Raw genomic sequence first — 14,931 nt, forward strand, 5'->3', positions numbered from 1 at the left:
TCCTACAATGTTATTTATCTATTTTTTTATATATGCAGCTGCATTCTTTCCAGCAGTTCTACCAAATGTAACTATATCTGCTAATGCATTTCCACCTAATCTGTTTCCACCGTGTACTCCACCAGTTACTTCTCCTGCTGCAAATAAACCTTTAATAACATTTCCATCTTTATTTACAACTTCAGCATTTGTATTTATTTTTAATCCACCCATTGTGTGGTGAACAGCAGGTGTTACAGGTATTGCATATACCTTACCTTGATTTAATTGTCTTGGAAGATCTTCTCTCTTGAATTCCGAATCAGTTTTAGCTGCTGCAAATTCATTATATTTATTAACTGTTTGAACCATTGTATCTTTATCTATTGATAGTTTTTCTGCTAATTCTGCTACTGAATCTGCTTCTGTAACTAATCCCATATTAAAGTATTCTTCTGTTGCTTTTAAGCTCTTTCTTAATCCTTCATCAAAGAAAAGATAAGCTACTCCATCTTTTTGTTCTAATATAGCCTTAGAAACAACGTCTCTTGTAAATAATTCATTTGTAAATCTCTTACCATCTTTATTAATAAGTATTGCACCATTTCCTCTTACTGCTTCTGTAACCATTACAGCCTTTTCTGGGACAACTGTTGGATGTGTTTGAATTTCTGTCATATCTACTAAGTCTGCTCCAAGTTTTTCTCCAAGAACTATACCGTCCCCAGTAGCTCCAGTATGGTTAGTTGTTGCAAAACCTTTTAAATCTTCTTTATAGCTAACTACCATTTCTTGATTAGCTGAGAAACCACCAGCTGCTATAACAACAGCTTTTGTATTTATTGTATATTCTTTACCTTCTTTATTTGTTACTTTAACTCCTGAAACATTACCATCTTTATCTACAACTATTTCTTTAGCTTCATTCCATAATCTTAAATCAACTTTTTCTTTTTCAGCAGATGCTTTTAACGTATCAACTAAGTGAGCTCCTACTGCCGCTCCACCTGTTGGTCTGTGTGTTCTATAATTTGTAGCTCCTGCCATTCTACCAACATCTGATAAGTCTGCACCTAAATCTGTTAACCATTTAACTGAGTCTTTAGCTTCATTAGATAGTTTCTTAACTAATTCAGGGTTGTTCTTTTCATATCCACCCTTCATTGTATCGTTGTACATAGTTTCAATAGAATCCTCTATGCCTTTTGATTTTTGTTGTTCAGTTTCTGCTGCATTTAATCCACCAGTAGCTCTATTAGTATTTCCTCCTACTATAGGCATTTTTTCTAAAACAACAACATTCTCTACTCCCTCTTGTTTAGCTTGTACTGCCGCAGATAAACCTGCTCCACCAGCTCCTATAACTACTACGTCAGCAGTTTCTTTTTTTCCACCACAACCAACTAAAGTTGTTGGAACTAATATTAAAGCTGACATTATTAATGCTAAAGTCTTCTTCTTCATTAACATTTCTCCCCTTAATCCTTAATTATTCTTTAAATATTTACAACTTTAGTATATTTGTTAATTTATAATCAATCAATATTGTGGTCTTATTGTTTATTTTGGTCTTTTTGGTCTTATTTTTTGATTATGTAAAAGTTTGTAGGCCTTCCTATCTTACCATATTCTTGAATTATATCTACTTTTCCTTCTCCAACCATTTTTTCTAAGTATCTTCTTGCTGTTACCCTAGCAAGTCCACTTCCCTTCGCCACTTCTTCTGCTGTCAATTTAGTTTTATTTTTAACATTCATATATTCTATTATTTTGTTATATGTCTTTAAACTTAATCCTTTACATAATTCTCTTTCTTCTGCCTCCTCTTCAATATAATCTTTATTTATTTTTAATATGTACTGATCAATATATTCTTGATTTATATTATCTATATTTTTCATTTCAAAAAATCTATCTTTATAATTAGATAATGCTTCTTTAAATCTTTCAAACTTAAATGGTTTTATTAAATAGTCTACAGCTCCATATTTAAAGGCTTCGTTTACTGAAGCCTTGCATTTATCTGCTGTAATTAGTATTGTATCCATATTAATTTCATTTAATCTAATCCATTTTAACAAATCTAATCCTTTTCCATCTGGTAGAAATACATCTAGTAAAATCAAATCAACCTTACTTTTAGCAATTTTCTCTTTAGCTTCTTTTATATTACTTGCTTCTCCAACTACTTCAAACCCTTCTAGCTTCTCTAAAAATCTTGTATTTATTTCTTTTACCATTGGATCATCTTCAATAATAAAAACTTTTATCTTAGTCATTACTATATTTCAACCTCCCATTTAGTTATTTTATCTGAAGTTAACTTTAAACGTCCATTTAATGAATCTATAATATTTTTTATGTTATATAAGCCAAGCCCTCTGAACTCTCCCTTTGTACTAAATCCTCTTTTAAATATTTTTTCTTTTATTTCATCTTCAATCTTATTTCCATTATTTTTAACTATTATTTTTATTTTTTCTTCTTGGAAAATTCCCACATACACATATCCACCCTCTTTTCCTTTTACTTCTTCTATAGAATTCTCTATAAGATTTCCTATAATGGTTAATATATCCTGTATTCTAATATTGCTAGGAATAGTTTTTAAATATGAGTTTTCATCAATTTCGAACTTTATTTTCATTTCATCAGCTTTATTATATTTTGAAAATAGTAATCCTTGTAATGATAGTTCTTTTATTTTACTTAAACTATCTGTAATTATTCCTCTTGTCTCTGTAGTTTGAAATATATATTCTAACGCTTTATCATTTTCCTCTAATTGTATTAATCCTGCTATAGTATGTAATTTGTTCATAAATTCATGATTTTGAGCTCTTAAGTTCCAAGTTAATTCCTTTACACCTGTTAATTCTTCAGCCATATTATGCACTTTTGTAAAGTCCTGAAGACTAGCAATTGCTCCTACAACTTTACCATACTCTCCTATAATACTATAGAAATTTCCCATAACTATAATATTATTATCTAATCGTATTTCCTTATTAAATATTCTACTTCTTCTATACATTACTTCATATAATAAGTTTATTATTTTATTATCTATTTCCTCATCTGAATTTATCTTTAAAATTTCCAATGCTTTATTGTTTATTGTTGTTATATGTCCTGAACTATTTAATGCTATTAATCCTTCTTCTATATTATTTATAATAGATTCTTTTTCTCTAAGCTGAATAGCTATCTCTTCAGGTTCTAATCCGTAAATATCTTCTTTTATATTGTGTGCTAACTTTCTTGCAAGAAATATTATTACTATTAATACACCTATAAATACTGGTATTAAATCAACAACATATTCTCTAACCTCTTCTTTTAAATCTCTCTTTAAAATCCCTACAGATACTACTCCAACTTGCACCCCATCTTTGTAAATTGGCACAAAAGATCTAATAGATTTCCCTAAATGACCTTCTCCTTCAGATATATAAGTTTCACCATTTTCTAAGGCTAATTTTTCATCTCCACCTAAAAATTTTCTACCTATATTATCCGGAATTGGATGAGAATATCGTACGCCTTCGTTATCCATAATTGTTATAAATAATAAGCCTGTCTTTAATCTTACTCTTTCAGCAAAGTTTTGTACTTTAAGATTGGTAGGGTCTTCTTTATCTGCTAACTCTTTTTGAATCATCGGATTCGCTGCTATAACAAAAGCTGTATCTGTAAGACTTTTTCCTATTGTTTCAGAAACTTTCTTATTTATTATAGCTAATGAAAAAATGCTTATAATAAATATAACAGCTATAAATATAGCAATTGTTAATTTTGTAATCTTTTTTTCTAGATTCATTTATATAGTCCTCTATGTTTTACTTTATTTAATATTTTTACACAATAATTATACATTAATATATAGCTTACAACAAATAAAAAAATTAACATATATAAGTTTACTTATTCCGTCACTCCGCTCAAAGTCAACGTAAACTTACATATGTCCACTTCCAAACTGAATGTAAGGACAGTATAAAACAAATCTATTTTTTCAAATTAAATTTCTAAAAACATTATCTATTCACATTTTCAAAACTTTAATCTTTCATACTTTCCTAGATATAAAAAGGATGAGAAATTTTTCTCATCCTTTTTATATATTTTTTATTATATTTAATACATATGATTTAAATTCTTCAAAGCTTCCATTTTGTATTGAAGCCCCTTTATTTATCTTTCCACTATTAAAGTTATACTCTGCTGATCCATAATTAAAACTTGCGCTTGAAACTATTATACTAGACTCTGTAACTCTATAGTTAACTTTTGACATCATTACATCTCTGCAAAATTCTATAAAAGCATTAGCTTTTTGTACATCTCCACCGGAAACAACTCTCATAGTAAACTTAAATAATTCATATCCTCCAATAAGCGGAATCATAGTTCCATTTGCCATATAAAATACTTTTCCCATATTATAGAAATATTTCATATCTCCAAAACTCATTGTTCTAAATTCATAGTTAATATCTAAGCTTTCATTATTTAATCCTTGGAATTTTTCTACTATATCATCCCATGCTTTTGCTTCTGCACTTTTATTATTGCTTATAATACGTTTAAATTGTGAAAAAGCATTTTCTAAATCCTTATCTTTATTTACAACTGATCCATTAACACTCACACTGTATTCATTATTTTCATATATCAATTCTACTCTATTATTCATATTAAACTCTCCTTATTAATAATTATAAAATTATTATTTAATAATAATTATTATAACATAATTTATTTTAACATTTCAAGAAGTAATATTTTTTAACTATACATACTAGTTCCGGGTAATACTACTTTAAAGTAGTCATCTTCAATAGAGTTTATTAGCTTTACTTTTCCAACTCCATAAAAGGCTTTTTTAATCCTAGAAAATCCCCCACCATTATTTAAAAATCTTTTATTGTTATCCAATGTTATTAGCTTTTCATAAATCCACATATTTCTTTTACTATGAGTTGATACTTTATCTGAACTATTTTTTTCTATTAAAGCTCCTGGACTAATTATAGATATAGTCTTAAATCCAATATTAACCTCTATAATTCTATTAGTTGATGAATAATCTCTATACAAAACTGCATTTTTTATCCCTTCCACTATTGCTGATTTAGGATAATTCTTAGGCAATATATTAGAAATTATTGTTTCTGACTTATCTACCATTTGCAGAATACTTCCTTGAATTATTATAACCTCATTTTCATTTTTATTTACTTTATTTATTATCTTTATCATATTTTGAGGTAGCCATAAGCTATTATGATTTGAAAAAATTAATAATCCACCTAAAGTACAATTCATTTTTTCACTTTCTTTTTCCCTATATGCTATTCTAGAATTTTCTAAAAGAAATTCTTTATTTTCTTCATTAAGCTCTATTCCCTTATTTTCAAAATATTTTTTAAGTAAATTTTCATCTAAAAGTGATATATTACTTTTCATTATAATAGATGTTTCCATAAAAAAATCTAAATTTTCTTCAAAAGCTTCAATTAACTCCTGTTTTCTCATAGTATCAGTTGTAGAACCTCTTCTTATATAAAAAGCTCCATTTTCCCTAATCTGATATGGTTTTTGATCTCCTGAATATATAGTTATTATACAAATTTTTTTATCATATATTTCAACTGTGTCTACTGACACTGGAATTGGTGGTTCACATCTTGATGTAATTATTTGTTGCACCTTTTCTTCATTAATTATATCAATATCATTTAGTCCAATAACCTTCTTACTTTTATCTTCAATGCCAACTATTATATATCCTCTTCCACCTCTAGAATTGGCAATTGCACAAACATCTTTTGCAAGTTCCTTTTTGCTACTTTCATATTGTAAGGATAGTTTTAATTTAAAATCTAGCTTTACTCCTTCTTCCTTTTTTATTAAGGACATTAACTTTTTGCTATCCACTAAACCATCCTCCTATCTAAAAATAACTACTATATAATGTTATATTACTATAAAAATATAAGATCAGACACATAAAATTTTGCCTGATCTTACACTTTTACATATATTTATTATTTGTCACTATTTTATAAGCTTTTTAATATAATTATTTAATTCTGTTTCAGTTACTGCCCCTTCTTTATCAACTACTATATTTCCATCTATATCAATAAGTATTGTTCTCGGAATCCCTCTAACTCTATATGCATTTGCAGCACTTAATTTTTCATCAAATAAAATATTCATATCAAAATTATTCTCTTTTATATACTTAAGAGCTTTTTCCTTAGTTTCTCTTTGGCCATCAGTTAGATTAATCATAAGTATTTCAACATCATCACTATATTTTTTCATAGCTTTTTCAAAATATGGCATTTCTGATTTACATGGTCCACACCAACTAGCCCAAATATTAATTATTACTGGTTTCTTTCCTTTGTAGTCTGATAATTTTATAGTTTCTCCAGCTTCATTATAAACTTCAATGTCAGGTGCTTTCTTAGTTTCTTCAGTTCCTTTTTTATCTATAGTTTCAACTGGCATAACATCTTCTGATAAATAATTATACCCAAGCTTAACTATAACCAATAAAAGAACTAATGATATAACTATGGTTATTAACCTTTTCTTATTATTCAAAACCCTTAAACCTCCTAATTAAATGTAAGTAATCCTAGTAAAGTATTTAAATATCCTGTCATCATTAAAATACCTATTAATATAAGTAATACTCCTGAAATAATATTTATAGTTTTATAGTTTCTCTTTATAAAAGTAAAAGCTCCCTTTAAGCTCTCTATAAGTAGTGCTGATATTATAAAAGGGATTCCTAGGCCTAAGCTATATGTAAGTAACATAAATATCCCTTCCATTGAATTCTGGCTACTTGCAGCTATCATCAAAGCTGATCCTAAAAAAGTTCCAACACATGGAGTCCATCCTATTGCAAAAATTACACCAAATAAAACTGATTTTCTTAAATTAAGATTATTTAAGTCACTCTTAGTTCTTAACTTAAAACTTCTTTCTAATATACCTATTTTAAATAATCCAATATAATTAAGTCCAAATATAACTAACAAACCTCCAGCAACAATGTTGAAGACATTCATATATCTTTGTATAAAAGCTCCAAACGTGCCTGCTGCTGCTCCTAAAACAGTAAAAATTATTGAAAATCCAATAACAAAACCTATTGAGTTTATTAAAGCCTTATTCTCCTTATCATCTTCATTACTTCCCATAAAGTAAGAAATATATATAGGTAACATAGGTAATATACATGGAGAAATAAAAGTTATTATCCCTTCCAAAAATAAGATAAAATAATTCAATTAACCACTCCTTTACTCTTTTGGATAGTATATCATAATATTTGGAATAATAAAATAAGTTACTTTTTTGATACCTTGTTATTGTATAATAAGAAACTATGCTCTTTATATCTATAGTAATTACTAAATATATTACACAAAAATAGCTAGTATATTTTTTAAATTTTACACTAGCTATACTAAAAAAACATTATCATAAATTTTAATATGAAGCACCTTAAATTTAATGATTTAAATTTATCTTTATTGCCTCTAAGTCATCTTCATTTATTTCAAGTAATTTAATTATAGTTTCTTCATCTAACCCTAAGTTTTTAAGATTTAGAAACCTTGCTATTACTGTCTGTAATTCTACTTCTCTCTTTACACCCATTTTTATCTCACTCTCTTAGAATATTACTCTTCATCATGACTGAAGTCTTTTCCTGTTTTCAGTGCTATTCTTTCAGCAACTAGATTCTTTAACAATACATTTACAGTCCAATCAATTGATGTTTCAGTAACAGTTGCTTTTAAAACATTATTAATTCTAAATTTCTTTAAATTTTCAATAAATATTCCCATCTTCGCACCAGAAATATTATTAAATATTATAGCTTTATTTTTTATTCCATCTTCTGAATCATTTGATATAGTACCCTCTAGTACATCTTTCAAAATTGAATTTCCATTTTTATAATTTAAAGTTATTTTATCTTTAATTCCTAACATTCCAGCAAGATTACCTATTGTTTTTATTTCATTTGAATTGAAGTTACATAATATTATACAACTTCTACCTTCTTTAACTTCTGTATCTTTAATATCTAATTTTTCAAATGACATATCTTTCTCCTTCTTATTCATTAAATTTCTATATCTATATCATATAAAAATAATAAAAATTAAGCAACCTTCAAATTTATTATGTTACTGGATATTTTAATATGTGAATTTTAACTTTGGATTACGGGAGTTCTATAAAGCATTTTAACTGTTATTATAAAATCAAGTAACATTATAAATAAACCTATAACATTTGATATTTTCAAAAATCTTTCTAAACTTAAGTACATACTATTTATAATTGGTTGAACTAAATTTATACCAATGCAGCATAAAATCATCCAATATATGGAAAATCTTAATGTTATTAATCCTTTATAATTATATTTCAATTTAGAATAATCCCAATATTGTTTATTAAATATTTCTTTTAATAAATATCCACTTATAAATTCAACAGTTGTTGGAACTATTAAAGATATTATAAGAGTTTCTGATAAGTTTAAATCAAGATATCTATTAAACAATACTAAAATTGTAAAAGCAATACCATACATAGGCTTATACGGCCCCTTCATAAATCCTTCTTTTTTAAACTTACCACATATAATGTAGCTATATATTCCTTCTATTAGCCATCCAACAATTGAGTATAGTAGAAAATTAAAAATAGTAAAGTTTATCATAGTCATAAAAACACACCAACCTTAATTAATTTTACTCTTAGTTTAACCAAAGTATATTAATTGATACCTCTCTCCCCTATTTACTTTTAAAAACATATTTCTCTAGTCATGTTTTTTACATTTTATATAATAGAAGCTCATTGTAACTTTTGAAATTTGTAAGAATAAAATGAAATTATAGGTTATTTGTAAAGGAGCGATTGATTATAGAATCAAATTATGAAAAAGTAAAATTTATACTTCTAATATTGCTAATTGCTAATGTACTTGTTGCAGCTTCAAAAATATTAGTTGGATTAGTTATAAATAGTTCTAGTGTTATGGCCGATGGATTTCACTCTATTTCGGATAGTGCTTCAAATATTGTTGGCATAATTGGAATTGTTCTTGCATCAAAACCTAAAGATAATGATCACCCTTATGGTCATAAAAAATTTGAGACAATCGCTAGTATGTTTATTGGAACTATGCTTTTATTTATATCTTTTAATGTAATTACATCTTCTATAAGCAAGCTATTTAACCCTTCTGCATTAGAAGTTAGTATAGAAAGTTTAATTATAGTATTAGTAACATTATTTATTAATATTTGTGTTGCATTTTATGAAAGAAAACAGGGAGTTAAACTTAATAGTCAATTATTAATAGCAGATTCTCTTCATACTAGAAGCGATATCTTTGTTTCTATTGGAGTACTTATAGCTTTGTTCGCTGTAAAGTTAGGACTTCCACCTATTATCGATACTATATTTTCATTTATAGTTGCTTTATTTATATTACATTCTTCTTATGAAATATTCAAAGACAATATCTCTACCTTAACTGATAAGGTAATATTAGATGAAGAAGTAGTAGTAGATATTTTAGAAGAGTTTACACACATAAAAAATGTGCATAATATAAGATCTAGGGGCTCTAAAGATTATGTATTTTTAGATATGCATATAAAAGTAGATTCTAATTTAAGCATTGATGAAGCTCATAAATTAGTTCATGAAGTAGAGGATACACTCTCTAATAGACTAGGTAAAAAAATGGATGTTATTATTCACGTAGAGCCTAATAAGATGTAAATTTCAAATTAATAAACCAAAAGGAACTAGTTATAAAAAATTAAAAACTTTATAACTAGTTCCTTTTTGTTAAAAATATTGGTTATCTGGTGGGTTCACCTTTATATATTCTATTATATTAAAGTAATATTCTCCATTATATTCTATTTTACCTAAAGCTTTAATCCACTGACCTTCCTTTAAATTATCCTGACAAAATGAATTTAAACCTATAATTACAGAATCAGCTACACAGCAATTCATTTCTTCTCTTGCTAAAATAAATTTATTTTCATCATTGTACTTATGAACGAATCCAGTAAATACTATATTTTCACCTAGGAAATCAATACCATTTTCATTTATTTCATCTATTATATGATGATTTTCATAAGATATTTCTAATGAATCATTAATCCCATTACTTTTAAATTTATATTCATCTATTTCTAAATCGTTATTTAAAATACTATTATTAAATATAATAATTACGCCTATCATTAAAGTAAATATTATTGGTAAATAACTAATAGACCTATCCACTCTAGAATTAAAAGTTATTACTTTAAAGAGCTGTACTATAATAAGAATTGGTAATATTCCTAAAGCTACATAAAGATTTTTAGCAGTTTTAGGACTTAAAAACTTATACACATCCCCAGATGTCATTAAATAAGCAATAAATATTGTTAAAAGTATTAATATTAATAACCATATAAATTCATCTACATTGAACTTTCTCATATTTCCTCCTATATGATTATTGTTAAGCTTGCTGAAAATGCTAGTACAACTAGTGTAATTACCGTTATAAGCTTAAAAGCAAATTCCTTTTTAAAATATGATCCCATTATTATAACATTCTTTAAATCTACCATTGGTCCCAGTATTAAAAATCCTGAAATTGCTGGTAATCCAAAACTCGCTAGAAACCCTTTTGCTATAAAAGCATCAGCTTCTGAACATAAAGAAAGCAAGAAGGATATTAGCATCATTATAATTATAGATAGGTATTTTCCATTTGACATTTTATTTAACATAGATTCATTAACTATGGTTATAAAAACACTTGATAAAAAAGAACCAAATATGTAGTACTTAAGTATATTTGAAAATTCCTTATTAGCGTGCTCTAAACATAATCTTATTTTAGATTTATTATAAAAGTATTGTGATTCTATACATCCACAATCACAAATATTTTTATAACTATTATCATCTTTTATAACCTCTGTTCCCCTTCTAGAAATAAATTCTATTAATAGTCCTATAATAATAGCACATAATACCCCTCCAAATATTCTTATTAATACTACTTTTATGTCATTAAAAGCATAATATGTTGAGGCTATGACTACAGGATTTACTATTGGCACTGAAATCATAAATACTATTGCTACTCCAACTGGAACGCCTTTTTTTATTAAGCTTTTTGCAATAGGCACTATTGCACATTCACATATAGGTATAAAAATTCCAATAAAAGCTGCAAATAATATGGATATAAATTTATTTTGGGGTAATATTTTTTTTACTATGTCTTCTGAAATATACATTTGTATAGCTGCTGAAATTATAGAACCAATCAATATAAATGGTAAAGCTTCTAATATCATACTTATAAATATAGTTGCCCATTTTTCTAACCCTAAAGTCACCTTATTTTTCTCCCTTCTTAAAAAGAGTTGAAAGTTTTCTAGATAATAACCCCTTTTTAAAATAACTACTTGATTTTAAATCACTATCTAATACATCTATACTTTTTGAATATATTATTGGAGCTGTAAAATTAATATTTTCAATTATTTTTATTAACGTACTCTTTTTACTTTTATCTACTAAATTCAAATTATTTAACACAATAAGCTTACTTGACTGTATAAATGGAACAAGTATTTCTCCCATATTCTTTAAATATATTTCTAAAGTACTAGCATCACCTATATAGTAATTTCCATAAAACTTTACTACTTTACTTACTTCTCTATCATTAATTAAAGTACTTATTATATTCAAATCATAAGTTCCGTTAAATTCAATTATTAGTTTGATATAGTTATTTTCTTTTACTTTATCTAAAATTGTTTCTTTTAGATATTTTGAATTCCTTAGGTAAACTATGTGTATACAATCCAAACTTCTTATTACATCCTTAGATCCTTTTTCTAATAAAATTACTAGTATATTTTCATCTTTACATATATCTGTAGTTAAATATGAATTTATAAAAGATGTTTTACCAGATCCTAAAAAACCACTTACAACTTCTAATTTACACTTCATTTATTAATCCTCATTTAAAAAGACTTTTTATTTCTTCTTTATTTAAATTAATTCCTATAAATGAAATTACACTTTTATTAATTTCTTTTATTTCTCTAATTTGAAACTCATCCTTTACAAAATCAAATTGCCCATTACTTCCATCTAATAGCTTAATAATCCCTTTTGCTCTTAGTACATCCCCATAGCTTTTTGAAGCTGAAATAAATTTAAACTTAGAAACTAACTCTGCCTTAGATATTTTAGAATTTGGATAAATTGCAAAAGTTTCAAAAACTTCATCTGCACTTTTATTCTCTATATCATTTTTGTTTAATTTCACTTTTATGCCATTACTTTCTCTTATATTTAATTTACTATATTTATTACCCTCTAAAATATAATCTCCATCTACCTTATCCCATGGATCAGTTATTATTGAAATTCTTGAATTTATTCTTTTTAATTCTAAAACTATCTCTTCTATTTTTTCTTTATTTAACTTTTGAGTTCTACTTAAAACTACCTTTTTTGTGTTTAATATTTGATCCTTATAAAATTCTTTAAAGTTTTCAATATACATACTAAATTTTTCTGGATCTACAACAGTTATTATATTTTCCACCTTTGTTTTTTCTTTAAGTTCTTTATCCTTAAAAACTTTAATTATATCTGTTAACTTAGCTACTCCTGAAGGCTCTATTATTATTCTACTTGGGTTATATTTTTCTATTACTTCTAATATAGCCTTCTTAAAATCTCCTTTAACTTGACAGCAAATGCAACCTGAATTTATTTCCTTAACCTCTATATTTGAATCTCTTAATATAGCTCCATCAATGCTAACTTCTCCAAACTCATTTTCTATTATTGCAATTTCCTTCTCATAATGCCCTTCTTTAATTAATTTTTTAATAAGCATAGTTTTACCTGCACCTAGAAATCCTGAATATATATCTATATTTACTTTCATATAACACCTCTATATAGTAATTGCTTATATAATTGTTCTAAACATTTTATGTGACAAATAATTAATATATTCATAGATTGTCTAAATAAAAAAGCTATAAACCAAATAAAGATTTCTCTAAATTTTAGTTTATAGCTTTTAATTATCTTAAATTAGCTTTGTACTTTTTTAAAAGTTAAATTTTCAAAAGAGTTAGTTAAAATAAATTTACCTTCCCCAACTTTTATAAATTTCACTCTAATCTTGTCTCCTACAGAGCTTAAAGCCACTTCTCTTGAAGTCTCTGTTGAAACTGTATAAATATTTTCACTACCTTTAATCTTTATATCATAAATACTAGTTCCATCTTTTACTACTAATCCTATTCTTTCTATTTCTCCTTCTAAAACTTCCTCGCTATTGCTTCCTTCTAGAGAAATATTAGTATTAGTTAGACCTTCTAAATAATTATTAAGAGTTGACTGAAGTGAATCACCAACACCAACTACATTATAATTTTTCACATTTACCATAGCATATTGTTTTACTAATCCATTAGAATCCTTTAAAGTAGTAAAATAAGTAGGTTCATTTTGTATATTTATTAGATATGGGAAAGTTGCTGTATATTTATATTGTTGAACCTTACCTTCTGCTGACTTCATACTTGCTGTTTCTGTTGCTCCTGAAGTCTTATACATACTTGTTTCTCCAGTTCTAGTATTAGTTAAAGTAAATCCAACTAAACCTTCATCATTTCCTACTGATGTTATTCCAGTATAGTAATAGCAAGTATCATTATTATATATTAAATTCATTCCCTCTGTAGTTTTCAGCTTGTCCTTGTCACTAAAATTGAATATTCCATGTACAAGTTCTCCCCATTTATCTATATAATTCATTATATATCTATCTGGTTGAATTCGATCTATCCATTTTGGTGCATCATTTATATCATATACCTCTGAATCTCCTGTTTGTGCATCTATTACTAACACTCCTGTTGCTTTAGCTTCTGTAAATCCAATTGCATTATCATATCTTGTTATTGCCCAATAAGGATTTCCTTCATCATCTAGTTCAAAAGTAAAATCAGTATGTCCAGCTCTCATATCTCTTAAATAAGATGCTCTCTCTAAATCACTAAATAAAAATGCAGATTCTAAATACTTTATTTTAATATCTTTTCCATTTAATTCTGTAACTAATTGAACATCACTTTCATTAGTTGCACTAATCTTTATATATCCTGGAGTTCCTTCTCTATTTGTAATCCATTTAAATAGTGAAGAATGCTCTAATGGTGCAACATAATAAAGCTGTTTGTTTACACTTTGAAGAGTTAAATCACCTATTGTTACTTGACTACCTAAGCTTGGAATCTCACCTAACTTTTTATCTGCTAACTTATAGGCAACATCTTTATCAATTATCGGTAATTGCTTTAAGTCAATATGCTTTATTTCATTAGTGAAGTCTACTTCATCAACCTTACCTATTAATTCTCTATGAGCTTTGTAGTTAATTAAAGGACTAAAGATAACTAACCCTAAAATATATAAAACAGCTACAAAAGCTGCTAAAGCTCCATATTTTTTGTTCATTGTTATAATTGCATAAAATGCAGTTACAACTACAAATACTGCTACAATGTAAAATAAACTTAATGTTATATCTAGTATTAGATTACTACTAAAAAGTAAAAATACCCCTACTATTAAGTAAGCCGATATTAACCAACCTAGATACGTTGAAAGTTTTCCTTTTTTCGGTGCAAAATTTCGTATATTCTCCATTTTAATCCCCCTAATTATATCTTTTACTCCGTTATATGGTATATAATACAATATAATATATTGTTTGTAAATACATTTTCACTAAATTTTTTAATAAAACATTTTATAGATTTAGTTTACTATTTT

16 protein-coding genes are annotated in these 14,931 nt (G+C 26.4%); 1 reads left to right on the forward strand and 15 read right to left on the reverse strand.

Annotated features, from left to right (window positions below):
* Window positions 1–18: 18 nt before the first annotated feature.
* From ACYUEX_RS10060 to ACYUEX_RS10105, 10 genes are all read right to left on the reverse strand, one after another.
* On the reverse strand, window positions 19–1,443 hold the full coding sequence (locus ACYUEX_RS10060; RefSeq protein ID WP_460287944.1) for a flavocytochrome c: 1,425 nt from the start codon (window positions 1,441–1,443) through the stop codon (window positions 19–21).
* 116 nt (window positions 1,444–1,559) lie between these two features.
* A complete protein-coding gene (locus tag ACYUEX_RS10065) occupies window positions 1,560–2,258 on the reverse strand; it encodes a response regulator (protein WP_460287946.1) in 699 nt (232 codons plus the stop codon).
* Between the two features lie 2 nt (window positions 2,259–2,260).
* Window positions 2,261–3,799 (reverse strand): ATP-binding protein, encoded by a 1,539-nt coding sequence (locus tag ACYUEX_RS10070; RefSeq protein ID WP_460287947.1) that lies wholly within the window; start codon window positions 3,797–3,799, stop codon window positions 2,261–2,263.
* Window positions 3,800–4,096: 297 nt separating this feature from the next.
* Complete coding sequence (locus ACYUEX_RS10075) at window positions 4,097–4,675, reverse strand: hypothetical protein (RefSeq protein ID WP_460287948.1); 579 nt, start codon at window positions 4,673–4,675, stop codon at window positions 4,097–4,099.
* A gap of 92 nt (window positions 4,676–4,767) precedes the next feature.
* A complete protein-coding gene (locus ACYUEX_RS10080) occupies window positions 4,768–5,919 on the reverse strand; it encodes an AlbA family DNA-binding domain-containing protein (RefSeq protein ID WP_460287950.1) in 1,152 nt (383 codons plus the stop codon).
* A 120-nt stretch (window positions 5,920–6,039) separates the two neighbouring features.
* On the reverse strand, window positions 6,040–6,597 hold the full coding sequence (locus tag ACYUEX_RS10085; protein ID WP_460287951.1) for a TlpA family protein disulfide reductase: 558 nt from the start codon (window positions 6,595–6,597) through the stop codon (window positions 6,040–6,042).
* A 14-nt stretch (window positions 6,598–6,611) separates the two neighbouring features.
* Window positions 6,612–7,292 (reverse strand): cytochrome c biogenesis CcdA family protein, encoded by a 681-nt coding sequence (locus tag ACYUEX_RS10090; protein ID WP_460287953.1) that lies wholly within the window; start codon window positions 7,290–7,292, stop codon window positions 6,612–6,614.
* Window positions 7,293–7,515: 223 nt separating this feature from the next.
* Window positions 7,516–7,665, reverse strand: coding sequence for a hypothetical protein (locus ACYUEX_RS10095; protein WP_460287954.1), 150 nt, complete (start codon window positions 7,663–7,665; stop codon window positions 7,516–7,518).
* Between the two features lie 23 nt (window positions 7,666–7,688).
* Window positions 7,689–8,117 (reverse strand): DUF3783 domain-containing protein, encoded by a 429-nt coding sequence (locus ACYUEX_RS10100; protein WP_460287955.1) that lies wholly within the window; start codon window positions 8,115–8,117, stop codon window positions 7,689–7,691.
* A 110-nt stretch (window positions 8,118–8,227) separates the two neighbouring features.
* Window positions 8,228–8,749: a putative ABC transporter permease gene (locus ACYUEX_RS10105; protein WP_460287956.1), complete on the reverse strand. Its 522-nt coding sequence runs from the start codon at window positions 8,747–8,749 to the stop codon at window positions 8,228–8,230.
* 194 nt (window positions 8,750–8,943) lie between these two features.
* On the opposite strand from ACYUEX_RS10105, the gene ACYUEX_RS10110 reads away from it, so the two are divergent.
* Window positions 8,944–9,816, forward strand: a complete 873-nt coding sequence (locus ACYUEX_RS10110) for a cation diffusion facilitator family transporter (RefSeq protein ID WP_460287958.1) — start codon at window positions 8,944–8,946, stop codon at window positions 9,814–9,816.
* A 69-nt stretch (window positions 9,817–9,885) separates the two neighbouring features.
* Here the strand turns inward: ACYUEX_RS10110 and ACYUEX_RS10115 are convergent, their stop codons facing one another.
* From ACYUEX_RS10115 to ACYUEX_RS10135, 5 genes are all read right to left on the reverse strand, one after another.
* On the reverse strand, window positions 9,886–10,539 hold the full coding sequence (locus ACYUEX_RS10115) for a TIGR03943 family putative permease subunit (protein ID WP_460287959.1): 654 nt from the start codon (window positions 10,537–10,539) through the stop codon (window positions 9,886–9,888).
* An 8-nt stretch (window positions 10,540–10,547) separates the two neighbouring features.
* A complete protein-coding gene (locus ACYUEX_RS10120; RefSeq protein ID WP_460287960.1) occupies window positions 10,548–11,453 on the reverse strand; it encodes a permease in 906 nt (301 codons plus the stop codon).
* A gap of 1 nt (window position 11,454) precedes the next feature.
* A complete protein-coding gene (locus tag ACYUEX_RS10125) occupies window positions 11,455–12,078 on the reverse strand; it encodes a GTP-binding protein (RefSeq protein WP_460287961.1) in 624 nt (207 codons plus the stop codon).
* A 10-nt stretch (window positions 12,079–12,088) separates the two neighbouring features.
* Window positions 12,089–13,030 carry a CobW family GTP-binding protein gene (locus tag ACYUEX_RS10130; RefSeq protein ID WP_460287962.1) on the reverse strand — a complete coding sequence of 314 codons (942 nt, stop codon included), beginning with the start codon at window positions 13,028–13,030 and terminating at the stop codon, window positions 12,089–12,091.
* A gap of 152 nt (window positions 13,031–13,182) precedes the next feature.
* Window positions 13,183–14,805, reverse strand: a complete 1,623-nt coding sequence (locus ACYUEX_RS10135) for a cell shape-determining protein (protein WP_411170376.1) — start codon at window positions 14,803–14,805, stop codon at window positions 13,183–13,185.
* Window positions 14,806–14,931: the final 126 nt, after the last annotated feature.

The sequence above is a fragment of the Clostridium sp. CTA-7 genome (genome assembly GCF_054768095.1).

Coding starts and splice junctions, on each gene's coding strand:
- ACYUEX_RS10060 (WP_460287944.1), bottom strand. CDS start 1,443: ATGAAGAAGAAGACTTTAGCATTAATAATGTCAGCTTTAATATTAGTT.
- ACYUEX_RS10065 (WP_460287946.1), bottom strand. CDS start 2,258: ATGACTAAGATAAAAGTTTTTATTATTGAAGATGATCCAATGGTAAAA.
- ACYUEX_RS10070 (WP_460287947.1), bottom strand. CDS start 3,799: ATGAATCTAGAAAAAAAGATTACAAAATTAACAATTGCTATATTTATA.
- ACYUEX_RS10075 (WP_460287948.1), bottom strand. CDS start 4,675: ATGAATAATAGAGTAGAATTGATATATGAAAATAATGAATACAGTGTG.
- ACYUEX_RS10095 (WP_460287954.1), bottom strand. CDS start 7,665: ATGGGTGTAAAGAGAGAAGTAGAATTACAGACAGTAATAGCAAGGTTT.
- ACYUEX_RS10100 (WP_460287955.1), bottom strand. CDS start 8,117: ATGTCATTTGAAAAATTAGATATTAAAGATACAGAAGTTAAAGAAGGT.
- ACYUEX_RS10105 (WP_460287956.1), bottom strand. CDS start 8,749: ATGACTATGATAAACTTTACTATTTTTAATTTTCTACTATACTCAATT.
- ACYUEX_RS10115 (WP_460287959.1), bottom strand. CDS start 10,539: ATGAGAAAGTTCAATGTAGATGAATTTATATGGTTATTAATATTAATA.
- ACYUEX_RS10125 (WP_460287961.1), bottom strand. CDS start 12,078: ATGAAGTGTAAATTAGAAGTTGTAAGTGGTTTTTTAGGATCTGGTAAA.
- ACYUEX_RS10130 (WP_460287962.1), bottom strand. CDS start 13,030: ATGAAAGTAAATATAGATATATATTCAGGATTTCTAGGTGCAGGTAAA.
- ACYUEX_RS10135 (WP_411170376.1), bottom strand. CDS start 14,805: ATGGAGAATATACGAAATTTTGCACCGAAAAAAGGAAAACTTTCAACG.